Source organism: Ascidiaceihabitans donghaensis (assembly GCF_900302465.1).
Taxonomy (GTDB): Bacteria; Pseudomonadota; Alphaproteobacteria; order Rhodobacterales; family Rhodobacteraceae; genus Ascidiaceihabitans; species Ascidiaceihabitans donghaensis.
Genome location: NZ_OMOR01000001.1, coordinates 3,295,475 through 3,311,003 on the forward strand (window position 1 = coordinate 3,295,475; position 15,529 = coordinate 3,311,003).

Below are 15,529 nucleotides of genomic sequence, written 5' to 3' on the forward strand. Positions count from 1 at the left end.
ACTGCGCCTAACAATTTGCGCCGCTATTTACGCCAATGCGTCGGGACAATGATAAGCGCACCAACCGACGACACGATCGCGTTCAATCCGGGGCTGGCGAACCCAAAGCCGAACATCAGCCGCACAAAATAAAACAAGAACGCACCACCGATGCAGATGATGATGCTTTGAACGATACCGTTGTGGGTAAAATCATACTTTTCGGACAGATAGCCCATGATCCCCGCAATCACGACTGTGCCAATCATCGTCGGAAACATAAAGGCCTCTCCTTACAATTGCGTGCCTTTGGGCATCGATACACCGCGCAGGAACACCTGCACATCCTGCGCCGCTTTGCCTGCCCGTTGCAAGCGGGTCAATCGCACGGCTCCGTCAGCACAGGCCACCGTCAGCGCATCGTCGATCACCTGACCTGCCACGCCCGTGCCCTCCACGCAGACCGACCCCAGAACCTTCACGCGTGTGCCTTCAAAGTCAAACCAGGCCCCTGGAAACGGGGATAAGCCGCGGATCAAACGATCCACATCTCGCGCAGGCTGTGCCCAATCAATCGCCGCTTCGCTTTTGTCGATTTTAGCAGCATAGGTGACGCCATCTTCGGGTTGGACTTCGGGCGGCAGTCCCGGCAAATCAGCCAACACATCCACAATCGCAGACGCCCCCATTGCGCTAAGGCGGTCATGCAGGTCAGCTGTGGTCTCGGCCTCCGAGATCGGCGTTGAACGGCGCAGCAACACCGGACCAGTGTCCAATCCAGCCTCCATCTGCATGATGCAAACACCCGTTTGCATATCACCCGACATGATGGCGCGGTGAATGGGGGCAGCGCCCCGCCATCGCGGCAAAAGGCTTGCGTGAATATTCAAACATCCATGCACTGGCGCATCCAGTATCGTTTGCGGCAAAATCAAACCGTATGCCACGACAACAGCGACATCCGCTTGCAACGCTGAAAACTCGGCCAATGCGTCGGAGGTGCGTACCGAAACCGGATGGCGCACAGGCAATCCTAGCGCGTCTGCGCGGGCGTGTACCGGCGTCAAACGGTCCTTCTTGCCACGACCGGCAGGACGGGGGGGCTGACAATAAACGCACACAACCTCGTGCCCCGCCGCCAGAACAGCGTCCAGCACCGGAACGGAAAATTCAGGCGTTCCCATAAAAACCACACGCATGACGACCCTTCTTTCTTTTCGCTAAAAATATCCCGGGGGAGACCCGTAAGGGGCGGGGGCAGCGCCCCGACTAAGCCCTCCGGACACCAAAACCCTAGCTTTTGCGTGCCTTGCGCAACAGCATATCGCGTTTCACACGACCCAGATTGTCAAAATACATGCGACCCTGCAAATGATCGATTTGATGTTGGACGGACGTGGCTTCCAAACCGTCAAAGTCACGGCGGGTGATGATGCCAGCCTCATTCATATAGCGCACGACCACGGTTTTCGGGCGCTTCACCTTTGCAGAGACACCGGGCAAATTGGGACTGGCTTCATCGTGTGTGTTCATCTCGTCGGATGCATCCAGAACGCTGGGGTTGGCCATCAAAATGCGGCGGTCACGCCGGTCCGATGCATCCACTACGGCCAATTGCAACATCACACCGATTTGCGGCGCAGCCAATCCGACACCGGGCATGGCATCCATCGTATCGACCATATCTTGCCAAATGGCACGAATGTCATCGGTAATCTCACTGACTTCGGCGGCAGCTGTGCGCAGGCGCTTGTCAGGCCAAGGCAGGCAAAGACGAACAGTCATTGCTGCGCCTCATAATCCGCCTCAAGTGCGGCACGGGTCGCGGCATCCAGATGGTCAAAAGTCACGATGCCGTCCAGATGATCCAGTTCGTGTTGGGCACAGGCCGCAGCAAACCCGTCAAAGGACTGCACGTAACGCGCACCTTCCAGCGAAGACCACACCATTTGCACTTGCGCGGGGCGGTTCACGGACGCGCGGACGCCGGGAATAGACAAACAGCCTTCGTCATTTGAAACACGATCTTCCCCGACTTCTTGAAGCATCGGGTTGATACAAATCAGGGGATCGGATTTGCCCTCTTTCCAGCCGACATCCATTACAAACATACGCACCATCGCCCCGACCTGAGGGGCAGCCAGACCACGGCCGGGGGCTGCGTACATTGTCTCAAGCATGTCTGCGGCCAACGTGCGGATGTCGTCAGTCACCTCATCTATAGGCACACATGTTTCGGTCAGGCGCGGGTCAGGCCACTTCAAAATGGGCAGGACACTCATCCGCGCGCCAATTCGCGCTTCATCTTCACCATTTTGCGGGTGATCATTTGCCGTTTCAAAGGTTTGAGATGGTCGATGAACAGTTTGCCGTTCAGATGGTCAATTTCGTGTTGCACACATGTGGCCCACAAACCGTTCATATCTTCGGTCTGCTCATGGCCGTGACGGTCGATCCATTTGACGGTGACTTCGGCAGGCCGTGTCACATCCGCGAACTGTTCAGGCATGGACAAACAACCCTCTTCATAAACGCTCAGATCATCCGAAGACGCCACGACCTCAGGGTTAAACATAATCAGCGGGCGCGGTGTTTCGCCTTCGGCTTTCACGCAGTCCAGCACGACGAGACGCTGCAAAACACCGACCTGCGGCGCCGCAAGACCAACGCCCGGGGCATCGTACATGGTTTCCAGCATATCATCAGCCAAGGCCCGCAGATCGTCCGTCAGATCAGGAACGGCGGCACAGGCTTTTTTCAAACGCGGATCGGGGTGCAAAAGAATAGGACGTTTCATAGGCTCAGATGTAGGACAAAGCGAAAGCCGCCGCAACGCCCCCTTGCACGCAGATCAGATCAGAGTAGCTTGGGCCAAACCTGTAAAATCCGGAGACCCCCATGAGCTTTGACGACATTATAGAACGACGCGGCAGCCACTGTGTCAAATGGGACAAAATGGAAGAGCTGTATGGCGTGCCCACCGACACCGGGTTGGCCATGTGGGTCGCGGACATGGACTTTAAACCGCCGCAATGCGTGCTTGATAGTGTAACTGCCCAAGTCGATCATGGCGTGATGGGTTATTTCGGCGACGACAGTAAATACAAGGCGGCCATCAACTGGTGGATGGAAACACGCCACGGTTGGTCCGTGGACCCCGCATGGATCTTCACCACACACGGGTTGGTGAACGGCACCGCCATGTGCGTTGATGCCTTCACAGCCCCCGGCGACGGGGTTGTGCTGTTCACGCCTGTTTACCATGCCTTTGCCAAAGTTATCAAAGCGGCGGGGCGCCACGTGGTTGAATGCGAACTGGCCAACACAGATGGTGTCTACACGATGGATTTCAACGCCTATGATGCGCAAATGACGGGCGCTGAAAAGATGGTGATCCTGTGTTCACCACATAATCCCGGCGGGCGTGTCTGGACCAAAGCAGAGCTGCAAGAGGTTGCCGATTTCGCCAAACGCCATGATCTGGTGCTTGTATCGGACGAAATCCACCACGATCTGGTGTTTCCGGGAAACACACACGTTCCGATGGCAAAAATTGAGGGCATCACCGATCGGTTGGTGATGATGACAGCCACCACCAAGACCTTCAACATTGCAGGCTCCCATTCGGGAAATGTGATTATCGAAGATCCTGACTTGCGGGCGCGGTTTGCAGGCCGCATGGCTGCTTTGGGTTTGTCTGCGAACTCTTTCGGTCTGTTCATGGCGACCGCGGCCTATTCCCCTGCCGGCGCCGCATGGGTGGACGAGTTGATCGAATACCTTGATGGCAACCGCAAGCTGTTTGATGCGGGCGTCAATGCGATTCCGGGGCTGGCGTCGATGAACTTGGAGGCCACGTATTTGTCCTGGGTTGATTTCGACGGCACAGGCATGTCGCGCGAAGATTTCACCAACCGTGTGCAAAAAGACGCTGAAATTGCAGTCAACCATGGGCCGACGTTTGGCACAGGCGGCGACACCTTCTTGCGCTTCAACATCGCCACCCCCCGCGCACGCGTCCAAGAGGCCGTTGACCGCATTGCACGCGCGTTTGGGGATTTGCAGTAAATCTACGCTTTGACAGCAGGGCGCGCGGAACTGCGCCTGAGCTGCCAAAGCACCAGTATACAGGTCGCCAGAACCAACCCTTCGGCGACCGCCCCCGCATACCAAATGCCCCATTCCCCCATTACAAAGGGCAAGGCAAAGGTCAGCGGGATTGCAAACACATAAGTGCGCGACAGCCCCAGAATAGCGGCGCGGGCCGCATCACCAATGGCTTGGAAATAGGTGGCAATCATCATCAACGGTCCGAACAGGATCAGCGTCAGAGTTGCAACAGGAATGATACGCGCCAATTCCAGCTGAATGCCGATGTCGTCGACAAATATGCCCCCCAAAGACGGGGCCAGCAGCAAGAACAGGCCCTGCATCGTGGCGCAGTAAATGAAGGCCGCCACAAGGGCGATCCGAACAGCTTGGCCCACGCGGTCCATCGCCCCGGCCCCGTAATTGTTGCCCACAATGGTCTGAAAGGCCAAGGACAAGCCAAGCAACGGCAAGAACGTGAACGTCATCAAACGCGTCAAAATCCCAAAGGCTCCGCTGGTCGTCTCGAACATATCCGCAGCCCAGATTTGCAACGAAAACAACGTCACCCCTGCAGACAAGGACAGCCCCACATATCCAAGGCTGGACGGTGCGCCCAAAGCCAGCATTTCAATCCAATGACGTGCCTGCGTACGCAGCAGTCGCAACGGCACGGCGCGGGGATTGCGACGCCGGTACAGCAAAATGACGCAAGCGGCCAATAGCTGCGACAGCAACGTGCCATAGGCCGATCCGGCAACCCCCATGTCAAAGGGCACGATGAACAGCCAATCAAAGAAAATGTTCATCAAAGCTGACGCCATCGTCACCGCGGCCATGAACGGCAACAACCCTTCGGCGCGCACCGCATCAAGGTTGACGGCATAGACAAACGTCAACGGAGCGCCAAAAATCATGATGGCAATGTAGAGATGCCCCAAGGCGGCCAAACCGGCATCGCCCGCTGCAACCTGCAACGCCAAAGACCAGCCAAACACCACGAACCCTACAATCAGGATGCCCGAAATCAGCACCGAAAGCTGCAAAGCCGACGCAAACACATCTGTTGCGGCTTGCTGTTTATTCGCGCCCAGATACCGCGCATAAACGGATGAAAATCCGTTGCCGACAAGCGTAGAAAGCGCGACGATCATCATATAAAGCGGAAACATCAACGTGACAGCGATCACCGCATCAGCCCCCACATAAACCCCCAGAAAATAGGCATCCACGATGGTGAACAGTCCGTTGACAACCATCACAAGCATGATGGGCGCCGCCGTTTTTAGAAACAAAGCGCCAAGGCTGCCTTGCAGATAAATGTTGTCGGTTCGGGTTTGGGGCGCAACCACGCCCTTTGGATCAGTGTGAGACATCTAAAGCCTTCTTTCAGCTGTTTGATGCGGAAATTATGCAGGGGCTCGCATTGCCGACAGACCGCAAATGGCTGAAAGCGGGTTTATCTATCTGAACTTCACCATGGCAAATCACCAGCGAGCAGCAGGGGTCCAGACCCTTGGCATGGTGGTATGGGCTGACCGAAGAACGGTCAACCCACATTTTTCAACTAAAGGCGCGTTTCAGCGCGGGTATCTTTGAAAGCACCAACAGGTCCAGAACCAACACAGTGATCAGGGTCAGACCCGCCAAGGGGAAGGCCAATGAAACCACAAGGCCCACCAGAACCGCGCCCTGCCAAAACGGCATATGGGCGGGCATGGAGGGTGCCGCCAAACGCCCTGCTCCGGACGGTCTTCGCATCCACCACATGATGATGCCGCTGACGCAAAGGAACAAAACTGAAAGGCAAATCACCGTGTTGGCCAAAACACTCCACAGCCCCAATGTCCCCATGTGCAACGCGATGCCCACGGCCATGGCTTTGCCCGCCCATGAATAATCAGCAAAATGGACATCGGCCAAAATCTTGCCTGAATACTGGTCGATGTGGGTTGTGCGGTCCGCCATCGGGTTGGTTGTATCGTTGCTCATGCTGTCGCGGCTTAGGGTCCACACACCTGCATCGCCCGATGGAAGGTTCAGCTGGTATCGCCCCTCGAACCCTATTGTGCGGGCAAGTGCGTCGATGCTGTCGATGTCAGCCGTCACGCCCGCCTTCAAACCTGCGACGCCTGCATCACTTCCCGATGCGGGCATTGGCGTTTGTTCCAACGCCCATGGCACCTCTTTGGGGCCATGGTTCATGCTGGCGTGGGTGTCATCGGACAAGGGCACGTTGTCCCATTTTTCGGCCGGGAACTGCGACCACGCCTGCATCATTTTGCCCCCCCAGATGCCAGCCCAAGCCAGACCGGAAATCAGAAAGAACACCAAGAAAAACGACAACCAGATCCCCAGAACCCCGTGCAATGACTTCCACAGCGAACGGCCACGTTTGAAGCTTGGCACAAGGGCTGCACGCATGCCGCCTTTGCGGGGCCACCACATGTAAAGACCCGTGGCAATCAGGACCATGCCCAAGGATGCCGCGATCTCCAGCATGCGGTCGCCTGTGACACCCAGCATGATGTTGCTGTGCAAATTGTCTGCAAAATCATACCAGCCAGAGCGACGGGGGTATTCGGCGATAACTGCGGCTGTGTAAGGATCCACTGCAACCATTGTGGCCGTGCCATCCGCATCGACGCGAAACACGGCAGCGCGGTCTTCGGCGCGGGGCGCCAAATATTGCTTCAGCACACCATTCGGGATGACAGCCACGGCAGCATCCGCTTGCACCGACACCGCCAAAGCCGCGTCCTGAGGTACGACAGGCATGCGTTCACCGTCCCTTCCGTCCAGAAAGGCGATCCACAACATTGCCATGCCGGTGACAGCCAACATCATGAAAAACGGTATAACGTAAAGGCCCGCATAAAAATGCCACCGCCATGCGGCACGGTAAAACGGGTTGGATTTTGACGCGGCATCACTGGACGCAGGCGTCATCGAAAGGTCGATTGAGACCATGGGATATATCCTCTGACAGAATTAATAGATTGGAGTGGATCAGAGGGTGTGTGGGGGCCCGCGCGCAGGGTTGGTTTGCACAAGCGCAAAACGCACTGGCACGTGCGGGGCTTCCAGATTTGGAACAAACGCAGTGAGCCGTGCAGGTGTTGCCAGCGGGGCATGCAAAGGTACATCGACAGCGATCACCTGAGCCGACCAATCACAGGGGGCGTGTTGTGCTTCTATGGGGTCGCCATTTTCATCCAAAGTCATGGTGACCGGACCATCCCCGGTACATAAAACGACTGTAAATCCACCGTATTGCGATTGTGGCATTGTTCCGGGCGCAAGGCTGGCTGCCGCCAGAAAACACGCGCAAAAAACCCATACCGCATAAACACGGACGTACCGGGCCGCGCCGCACATTGCCGGTTGGAAGGCAAACTTATGTTGTATGTGCACAGTCATTTCGGCACAGGTTTATTAAGAGGCCGCACAAATTGCGAGAGCTACTTCCACACCTGCGCCAAATTGCGCTAGCTGCCGTTTGCCAACAAAGCCACAGGTGCGTCTTTCGCCTTTACAAAATCAAGGGCCGGAGCATCCGAGACTGCGGTCAAGCGTTTGAATTCAAAGGACACTTCGCCTGCATCTTCTTCGCTGGCGATCACCAGACACTGGAACAAGTGACGTGCGCCGTCGTATAAATCGACATGGCCGCGCACCTGCGATGGTGCCGACGCCGCATCCATAGAAAAGCCCGTCTTCCACATGCGCAAAACACGGTAAACCTGCCCGTCTACGTCAATCCGCAACCGTGATCCTTTGGCCAAGCGCGCCAGGCGTGCACGGTCCAAACCCGCTTGAACTTCTTTTGGAACATACGTCGACATCGCGAACCTCTCCTCAAGGTCATCCCACCCGAAACTGAACATGGAACAATCTATAGCAGCTTCAAATTAATTTTTTACGACGCATCGCAGCATGTTGCAGATTTGTGCATTTGCGCAGGTCGGCTGCGCGGGTTCTGCACTGGTGCACATCTTCTTTCATGCCTAACTTTCCCTTACAAACAAGGAGAAAACACATGGGCCTTTTGGTTGACGGCGTCTGGCACGACCAGTGGTACGACACAAAATCCTCTGGCGGAAAATTCGAACGCGCGGCTGCAAAGTTTCGCAATTGGGTGACCCCTGACGGGTCAAAGGGCCCAACCGGCGTTTCGGGATTCGCCGCCGAATCGGGGCGCTACCACCTATACGTTAGCTACGCCTGCCCGTGGGCCCACCGCGCGTTGATCTTTCGCCAGATCAAAGGCCTGTCTGACCACATTTCCGTCTCTGCCGTACATCCTGACATGCTGGGCGACGGCTGGACGTTCCAAACTGATGACCATGGCGCGACAGGCGATACTTTGTTTGGCCTGCCGTTTGCCCGCGACATCTACACCAAGGCGGATCCTGCCTTTTCAGGCCGTGTGACAGTGCCAGTTCTATGGGACACACAACAAAACACGATTGTGTCCAACGAATCCTCTGAAATCATCCGCATGTTCAACAGCGCCTTTGACGCCATCACCGGCAACACAGACGACTTTTGGCCCGAAGCCCAGCGCGACGCGATTGAAACCGTTAACAACCGGATTTACGACACCTTCAACAACGGCGTCTACCGCTGCGGGTTCGCGACAACCCAAGACGCCTACGACGAAGCCATCGCCCCTTTGTTCGACACGCTTGATTGGCTGGAAGACCGTTTGGCCCGGAACCGGTATCTGATGGGCGATGCCCTAACGGAAGCCGATTGGCGGCTTTTCACGACGCTTGTGCGTTTTGATCCGGTGTATCACTTGCACTTCAAATGTAACCGCAAACGCATCGTGGATTACCCCAACCTTTGGGCCTACACACGCGAGTTGTACCAACACCCCGGCGTGGCAGGCACCGTGAACATGGACCATATCGTGCGCCATTATCACTACAGCCATGACACCATTAACCCGAACCGGATCATTCCAACGAACCCTGTTCTGGACTTCATGGCCCCGCACGGGCGCGGTGGATAAGGCGTGGATAATCAGACAGCGTCAGAAGGGTTCGATGTGGTCTGCTGACAAGGCATAGGCGATGTCCGCCAACTGCGTGGATGTGGAGGCAGTTCCAAACATGCCGATCACATTCACAGCCTCGAACAGGCCGGACCCTTCGTAGGGCGTTTGGGTCGTGACAAAAACCAACTGGTTTGCGGGGGGCGGTGGCACATGCACGCATGCCCCGACAAACGGGACCAGAATGAAAGCGGTCACGCCTGTGCCGGAATAGTCGATTGGCACCACGAACCCCGGCAGCCGCACAATTTCACCGTTCCAATCGGTGCGAACCCCATGCGACACTGGCTGTTGGCGGGACATGTCGGGGCCGTCGTGCTGGATCAGGTCCTGAATAACGGGGGGTAATGCAGGCTGCCCTTCCGGCACCAGATCTGTCCATTCCAAGTCAATGTATTCACTGCCAAACGCCACGGATGGCGTGATGGACAGCGCCCCAAGGGCGGCCAGAACGGCGCGGCGATCAGGCATCGTCATCACCAGACGTAGACTTCCATCGCATCAGCCGTCAGCGCGTATCCGATGTCAGCCACCGATGTAGATTGCATTTCATGACGCATTTGGCCTGTCACCCACACAGGGTCCCACAGCTTGTCGCTGGGCCATGGTTTTTTGCTGTCGACAAAAACCAGCTGATTGGCCGGCGGCGGCGGTGTGTGGATACAAGCCCCGACATAAGGCACCAAGATAAAGCTGGTGACCCCTTTGGTCGACACGTCAATGGGCAGGATATAGCCGGGCATCTTTATGTAGGCCCCGTGCAAATCCTTGTTCAGCTTGGATGCATTTTCGTCGAATTCGGGCAACCAGGTATCATTCAGGGCGTCAATTTCACCCTGACCGATGATTTCACCATATGGGACACCAGCGGGAATCAAATCTTCCCAACCGATGGTCTTTGGCGATGCTGCAAGCGCATGTTGCGGCAAAGCACCGAAAGCCGCGGCCACCGAGATCAGAGTGCGGCGCGATAAATGTGCCATATCAACCCTCTTTTGCTAAATCCTGACCATCATACCATCAGCCAGCGACATACGATAGGCCCGCAGGGCTGGCACGATGCTCACAATTACGCCAGCACCGACAACGCAGGCCAACACCCAAAGCTCGCGCAGGGATGGCGGGTCAATGGGCAGCCACAAGCCAAAGGCGGCGTCCATTAAGGGTTGTGCCACAAACAGCGCAATATAAAGCACCCCCAGCCCCAGTGCGGCCCCGAACGCAGCCATCATTGCGGCCTCGACAATCAACAATCCCAGCACCACGCGGGGGCGCGCCCCCATTGCGCGAAATATCGCCATTTCGCGGCGACGTTCGTTCAGGCTTGAAAAGATCGTGGCCATCATCCCGATCAGAGCCGTCACAACCACCATCCCCGACACAGCAATCAATGCTGTTTCTGCAATTCCTACGATTTGCCACAGCTCTTGCAGGGCCACGCCGGGCAGGATCGCCAGCAATGGTTCTCGCGGGTATTCGTTGATGGCGCGTTGCAAGGCAAAGACCTTGAGGCGGCTTTTGACCCCCACAAGGGCTGCGGTTACGGCTTTGGGTTCCAGCTTCATCTGACGGATTGTGTCGGGCGATGTTGATTGCCCGGGGATGGCAGCCCCGCTTTGCCAATCCACATGGATCGCTTCGATCGCTTCCAGACTGACAATGACAGTGCGGTCCACAGGCGTGCCGGTCTTTGCCAGAATGCCAGAGACGCGGAAGGGCTGATTGTCGTGTTCCACAAACGACGCAAGCCCATGGGCCACAACAATCGGGGATCCGACACGGTATCCCAGCGTGGCCGCCACATCCGCCCCGATGACCGTATCAAACACATCATCCATCAAAGCGCCATCCGCCACGGCCAGCGATTGTCCAGACCGGTATTTGTAGCGCTCGAAAAACGCACCTGTGGTGCCCATCACCCGAAATTGACGGTGACTGTCGCCCAGCGAAATGGGCACGATCCAATCAACCTCGGGGCGAGATGCGATATCTTGATAGCTGTCCCACGTCACATTGTTCGTGGCGTTGCCGATGCGGAAAACCGAATACAGCAACAACTGAACAGACCCCGACCGTGCGCCTACAATCAGGTCTGTCCCCGAAATTGTATCTGCAAAGCTGGCCTTGGCGCCGGTGCGTACTTTCTCAACACCCAAAAACAAAGCAACAGACAAGGCGATCGCAAGGATCGTCATACCCACAGTCAAGGCACGGGCCATCAGCGACCCAAAGGCAAGTCGTAGCATCATAATGCGCCCTGCCGTGTTCGGATAATGTCCGACATATACACAACGCGGTCGAAATGCGGTGCAAGGCGTGCATCATGGCTGACCATCAAAAGAGTCCCGCCCGAAGTCCGGACCTGTGCAAACAGCAAATCGAGAAACGTGGCCTGCGTTGCGGCGTCCAGTGCAGACGTCGGTTCATCTGCAACAATCAAAGGGGGGGCGCCGATCAAGGCCCGCGCCGCGGCGACCCGCTGTTGCTGACCGACACTGAGCATTCCTGCATGCGCCGCGATGGCATCTGCGGGCAACCCAAGGCTTGAACACAGCAGCGACGCGGTTTCGAGAGGCACCCCCGCGCGGGCGCGCCGCAAAGGCGCAAACCGCAAAGGCAGCAGGACATTATCAAGTACACGGGCATAGGGCAGCAAATTAAACTGTTGAAAAATCAGCCCGATATGTTCGGCCCGAAACTGGTCGCGTTGGCCTGCAGACATGGATGCAATGTCTGTTCCTGCGACTGTGACCGTTCCTGCGTCCGCCGTGATCGTTCCGCAAATCAAAGACAAAAGCGTTGATTTGCCAGACCCGCTTTCCCCCAATAACAACACGCTTTCAGAGGCCGCCAGCGTAAAGTCGGGAATATCCAAAGCAAAAGATGCCCGCCCCGGCCACGCGTAGCGGACATCCTTTAACGACAGTATGGCAGGCCCCGACCCCATTGTGCGGTTCAAGTTCAGAACATGTCGCGCAGATCAAGCGTTGGCGCATCACGCAACACTTCAAAAGCAGTCGCGCCTTTGTCCGTGATCACCTGAACCTCCAGTTCCAACGCATTGGGGAACGTGTCGAAATACGCAAATTGAATGAGGGTCGCTTGGTCAGGGGCCGCGCACTCCAACATATATTCTGCGTGAAACTCTGTGTGGCCTGCGTCTTCGGCATGTTCTTCATGGTCGTCGTGGCCTTCATGCTTTTCGCTATCTGCATGATCGTCGTGGCCTTCATGATCATGTCCTTCATGATCATGTCCTTCGTCATGCGCGTGCTCTTCGTGATCGTCGTGATCTGCATGATCCTCATGATCTTCTTCGCTTTCCAAGGATGCGCTGGCCTGCACAACGCTACATCCCGCGGCGGCGGGCATTGCGAACAGATCAAGAGGACGGGCAAGGCTGGCAACTGCAGCATCTACCTTTGCGCGGTCCTCGGCGCTTTGCGCGGCATATTCGAACCCGACAATATCCGCACCCGGCGCATGCAGTTCCAAAGCGATCTGGTTTCCGTCAAAGGCCATGTCCAGCTGGCCCACACCATGTTCATGGGCATCCAACTGGCGGGCGTCTTCGGCGGCCGCTGCCGATGCCACAACAAAAAGGATAAGAGTAGCAGAAGAGGATTTAATCATAGCAGAAGTTCCCTGTTAAACGGGGGGGGTTATGCCGCGCATATTTTGCAGCGGCCGTGGATTTCAACAATGTGCCGCTTGGCTTGAAAGGCGGATTTTTCCGCAAGCGCTTTCAGGTTGGGCAAGATGGGCGCACCATCGTGTTCTTCAACGATCCCGCAGTCTTCGCAGACGGCAAGCACGGGAACAGAGGCGTTGTGATCGCACCGGCACGGCACGAACGCTTTGATCGATTCCAGCTTGTGGGCGCGCCCTTGCTGGGTCAGGGCCTCGAGTGTGCGGTAGATTGTGGGGGCGGCAAGTCCGGGTTCGCTTTGCTTCATCTGGTTCAAAATCGCATACGCCGTCAGCGGCCTGTCATGCTGCTGCAGCACATCCAGTACATCCGTTTGGCGCGTGGCCGCTTGCTTGCGCATGAAAGTGGTCCTTTGAAAATGGTCGCTTTGTTACTTTATAAAATAACTTTTGCGGCGCACGCAACAGTGCACCGTAAAATGTCAGCAAAAGCGCAAAGGTTTTGTGCCCTTACCTGCGGACAACAACCTCATAACCGCGTTCTTCGGGTTCATCGTCCACAAGCTCTTGCGGAAATCCAGGCGCTGTTACGCTAAGGCCCGTTGCCTCTTCCAGCCGTTCGATCATGCGGTCGGATTGTGCACGGACACCGTAGCGTTTCTGGCCGTCAGTCATCATTTCAATCATCAATGGCGACAGCTCCAACGGCACGCTATGGCGGTCGGCAATGTCCTGAAACAGACCGATGTCCTTTTGGATAAGGTCCATGGTGAAATTCACATCGCGCGAGCCGGACAAAATCAACTGGCTTTCTGTTTCATGTACAAAGGACGTGCCCGACGACATGGCAATCGCCTCATATGTCATACCCATATCCATGCCCGCAGCTTTCATCACGGTCAGCGCCTCACAAACAGACAACAGGTTCATGGTGGCCAGATAGTTGGTCATGACCTTCAGGGTGGATGACACACCGATGTCGCCAACATGCAAAATGCGCCGCCCCATGTGGGTCAAAATGGGCAAAACCTTGTCAAATGTGTCGCGCGTGCACCCTGCATAGATCGAGATGTTGCCAGTGTCCGCACGGTGGCAGCCCCCCGACACCGGACAATCCACTGCTTCGCCGCCTGCGGCGATGACCAATGCGCTCAGGAGTTTGACCTCTTCCGCGTCTGTGGTGGACATTTCCATCCAGATTTTGCCCGGCCCCACATGCGGCAACATTTCGCGCACGACGGCATCACAAGCGGCAGGCGATGGCAGGCATGTTATGACGGCATCACAGTGCTGCATCACGTCAGCGGCACTGTTACCCGCCTTGGCACCATCCGCGACCTTGCCTGCGACAAAATCCGGGTTCAGGTCGTAGACCGTCACATCCAACCCATTGCGAATAAGACTGCCCGCCAGTTTGCCGCCAACATTGCCCAGCCCGATAAATCCAATCTTCATATTGTCTCTCCCTGTTTACGCCATGAAGGGCGAAACATTTGCGACTTGTCCATTCCGATTGCGACGGGGTAGCGTCATAATCATGAGCTATCCAAAAAACCAAATGGGTGCGCGGGACGGTGACGCCGCCGCAGGGATCGAAGTGACCGACGGGTTCACGCGCTTCACGCAGCGTGACGATGTTTTCACACGGGCCTTTTACGACGACACCGTGCGGTCCAAACACACCGATGCATTCTTTGCCAGCTACAGGATGGAGGCAGCCCCCCGCAAAGGCGACGGGTTCACGCAACGCGACTTTGCGCTGCGCAACGCCTCATGGCTGATTTCGGATGTGATGACCGACCGGCATGCCGATGAAGGGCGCCGCGAAGGGTTTCAGGCCCCGATAAGCTACGACACCCCCGTCGCGGACGACGCCATGGACATCGACGATCCCAAAGCGATGAGCCATGAGATAAAGCGCGTGGCGCGGTTTTTCGGGGCAGACCTGTGCGGTGTCACTGATATGGATGACCGCTGGCTGTATGCGTCTCGCGTCGACACCCGCGATCTGTCTGAAGCACCAAACGACCTGCCGGAAGGCATGACGTCGGTGATTGTATTGGGACATGAAATGGACGCGGATCTGGTGGCAACCTATCCGTCGGCCTTGGCAGGGGCGGCAACGGGGCGCGAATACAGCCACGAGGCCGCGGTGGTCATGCAAGTGGCCGCCTACATCCGCAATCTGGGCTATGAGGCCGTGGCATCCATGAACGACACAGGGTTGGTGATCCCCTATGCGGTAAAGGCAGGATTGGGGGAATACGCGCGGAACCAACTGGTGATCACACCCGAATTCGGACCAAGGCTCAGGTTCTCTAAAATCTTTACAAATCTTCCTTTGGACCACGACAAACCAAAGCCCAAAGGGGTTAAAGCCTTTTGCGACATTTGCACAAAATGCGCTGACGCCTGCCCGGTCAAAGCCCTGCCCTTCGGGGCACCAAAAGAAGGCGGAGCAAATGTCTCCGCGATCAAAGGCGTCAAAAAATGGACGTCGGACGCGGAAAAATGTTTCGGGTTCTGGGCCAAAATGAAAACCGATTGTGCAATCTGCATGCGGGTCTGCCCGTTCAACCGCGATTTTGGCAAATGGCAGCACAAAATATGGCTGAAAATCGCATTGTCACCGGCGCGACGCATCGCGCTTTGGCTTGACCGGAAAAGAGGCGGCCGCATCAAACCGAACACATGGTGGACGCAAAAGCCCTGACCAATCTGCGTCTTTTCCCGAAAAATCCCCGGGGGGGAGGA

Annotated in this window: 19 protein-coding genes; 3 read left to right on the forward strand and 16 right to left on the reverse strand. The window is 56.5% G+C overall.

Annotated elements, in window-relative coordinates; all coding sequences use genetic code 11:
* Positions 1-23: 23 nt before the first annotated feature.
* The 5 genes from ASD8599_RS16415 to def (ASD8599_RS16435) all read right to left on the reverse strand — a co-directional run bounded on the left by ASD8599_RS16415 (position 24) and on the right by def (ASD8599_RS16435) (position 2,776).
* Positions 24-260 carry a hypothetical protein gene (locus tag ASD8599_RS16415; protein WP_108829532.1) on the reverse strand — a complete coding sequence of 79 codons (237 nt, stop codon included), beginning with the start codon at positions 258-260 and terminating at the stop codon, positions 24-26.
* Positions 261-272: 12 nt separating this feature from the next.
* A complete protein-coding gene (gene fmt, locus ASD8599_RS16420) occupies positions 273-1,178 on the reverse strand; it encodes a methionyl-tRNA formyltransferase (protein WP_108829533.1) in 906 nt (301 codons plus the stop codon).
* Positions 1,179-1,272: 94 nt separating this feature from the next.
* Positions 1,273-1,764 (reverse strand): peptide deformylase, encoded by a 492-nt coding sequence (gene def / locus ASD8599_RS16425; protein WP_108829534.1) that lies wholly within the window; start codon positions 1,762-1,764, stop codon positions 1,273-1,275.
* Positions 1,761-2,261 carry a peptide deformylase gene (gene def / locus ASD8599_RS16430; RefSeq protein ID WP_108829535.1) on the reverse strand — a complete coding sequence of 167 codons (501 nt, stop codon included), beginning with the start codon at positions 2,259-2,261 and terminating at the stop codon, positions 1,761-1,763. The genes def (ASD8599_RS16425) and def (ASD8599_RS16430) overlap by 4 nt, the downstream gene beginning before the upstream one ends.
* Positions 2,258-2,776 carry a peptide deformylase gene (def, locus tag ASD8599_RS16435; RefSeq protein ID WP_108829536.1) on the reverse strand — a complete coding sequence of 173 codons (519 nt, stop codon included), beginning with the start codon at positions 2,774-2,776 and terminating at the stop codon, positions 2,258-2,260. Before def (ASD8599_RS16435) ends, def (ASD8599_RS16430) begins: the two co-directional genes overlap by 4 nt.
* A gap of 101 nt (positions 2,777-2,877) precedes the next feature.
* Here def (ASD8599_RS16435) and ASD8599_RS16440 point away from each other — a divergent pair, with 101 nt between their 5' ends.
* Positions 2,878-4,047 (forward strand): MalY/PatB family protein, encoded by a 1,170-nt coding sequence (locus tag ASD8599_RS16440; protein WP_108829537.1) that lies wholly within the window; start codon positions 2,878-2,880, stop codon positions 4,045-4,047.
* Between the two features lie 2 nt (positions 4,048-4,049).
* Here ASD8599_RS16440 and ASD8599_RS16445 read toward each other — a convergent pair whose 3' ends face one another.
* The 4 genes from ASD8599_RS16445 to ASD8599_RS16460 all read right to left on the reverse strand — a co-directional run bounded on the left by ASD8599_RS16445 (position 4,050) and on the right by ASD8599_RS16460 (position 7,913).
* Positions 4,050-5,444, reverse strand: coding sequence for an MATE family efflux transporter (locus ASD8599_RS16445; protein WP_108829538.1), 1,395 nt, complete (start codon positions 5,442-5,444; stop codon positions 4,050-4,052).
* Positions 5,445-5,631: 187 nt separating this feature from the next.
* Positions 5,632-7,017, reverse strand: coding sequence for a PepSY-associated TM helix domain-containing protein (locus ASD8599_RS16450; protein ID WP_219928872.1), 1,386 nt, complete (start codon positions 7,015-7,017; stop codon positions 5,632-5,634).
* Between the two features lie 60 nt (positions 7,018-7,077).
* Positions 7,078-7,356: a hypothetical protein gene (locus tag ASD8599_RS20165; RefSeq protein ID WP_146188228.1), complete on the reverse strand. Its 279-nt coding sequence runs from the start codon at positions 7,354-7,356 to the stop codon at positions 7,078-7,080.
* Between the two features lie 200 nt (positions 7,357-7,556).
* The gene (locus ASD8599_RS16460) at positions 7,557-7,913 is read right to left on the reverse strand and encodes a hypothetical protein (RefSeq protein WP_108829541.1); all 357 of its coding nucleotides are present in this window, start codon (positions 7,911-7,913) and stop codon (positions 7,557-7,559) included.
* Between the two features lie 194 nt (positions 7,914-8,107).
* Between ASD8599_RS16460 and ASD8599_RS16465 the strand changes: the two genes are divergently transcribed.
* The gene (locus ASD8599_RS16465; RefSeq protein WP_108829542.1) at positions 8,108-9,085 is read left to right on the forward strand and encodes a glutathione S-transferase family protein; all 978 of its coding nucleotides are present in this window, start codon (positions 8,108-8,110) and stop codon (positions 9,083-9,085) included.
* Between the two features lie 21 nt (positions 9,086-9,106).
* Here the strand turns inward: ASD8599_RS16465 and ASD8599_RS16470 are convergent, their stop codons facing one another.
* The 7 genes from ASD8599_RS16470 to ASD8599_RS16500 form a co-directional block, all read right to left on the reverse strand.
* Entirely contained in the window at positions 9,107-9,598 is a 492-nt protein-coding gene (locus ASD8599_RS16470) for a DUF3299 domain-containing protein (RefSeq protein WP_108830239.1), read from the reverse strand.
* A gap of 5 nt (positions 9,599-9,603) precedes the next feature.
* Positions 9,604-10,110, reverse strand: coding sequence for a DUF3299 domain-containing protein (locus ASD8599_RS16475; protein WP_108829543.1), 507 nt, complete (start codon positions 10,108-10,110; stop codon positions 9,604-9,606).
* Positions 10,111-10,125: 15 nt separating this feature from the next.
* Positions 10,126-11,376 carry an ABC transporter permease gene (locus ASD8599_RS16480; RefSeq protein WP_108829544.1) on the reverse strand — a complete coding sequence of 417 codons (1,251 nt, stop codon included), beginning with the start codon at positions 11,374-11,376 and terminating at the stop codon, positions 10,126-10,128.
* Entirely contained in the window at positions 11,373-12,074 is a 702-nt protein-coding gene (locus tag ASD8599_RS16485; protein ID WP_108829545.1) for an ABC transporter ATP-binding protein, read from the reverse strand. The genes ASD8599_RS16480 and ASD8599_RS16485 overlap by 4 nt, the downstream gene beginning before the upstream one ends.
* A gap of 14 nt (positions 12,075-12,088) precedes the next feature.
* Entirely contained in the window at positions 12,089-12,760 is a 672-nt protein-coding gene (zrgA, locus tag ASD8599_RS16490) for a zinc uptake protein ZrgA (RefSeq protein WP_108829546.1), read from the reverse strand.
* A 29-nt stretch (positions 12,761-12,789) separates the two neighbouring features.
* Positions 12,790-13,176, reverse strand: coding sequence for a Fur family transcriptional regulator (locus tag ASD8599_RS16495; protein WP_108829547.1), 387 nt, complete (start codon positions 13,174-13,176; stop codon positions 12,790-12,792).
* A 109-nt stretch (positions 13,177-13,285) separates the two neighbouring features.
* On the reverse strand, positions 13,286-14,230 hold the full coding sequence (locus ASD8599_RS16500; RefSeq protein ID WP_108829548.1) for an NAD(P)-dependent oxidoreductase: 945 nt from the start codon (positions 14,228-14,230) through the stop codon (positions 13,286-13,288).
* Between the two features lie 82 nt (positions 14,231-14,312).
* On the opposite strand from ASD8599_RS16500, the gene ASD8599_RS16505 reads away from it, so the two are divergent.
* Positions 14,313-15,488, forward strand: coding sequence for a reductive dehalogenase (locus ASD8599_RS16505; protein WP_108829549.1), 1,176 nt, complete (start codon positions 14,313-14,315; stop codon positions 15,486-15,488).
* The last annotated feature ends 41 nt before the right edge of the window (positions 15,489-15,529 follow it).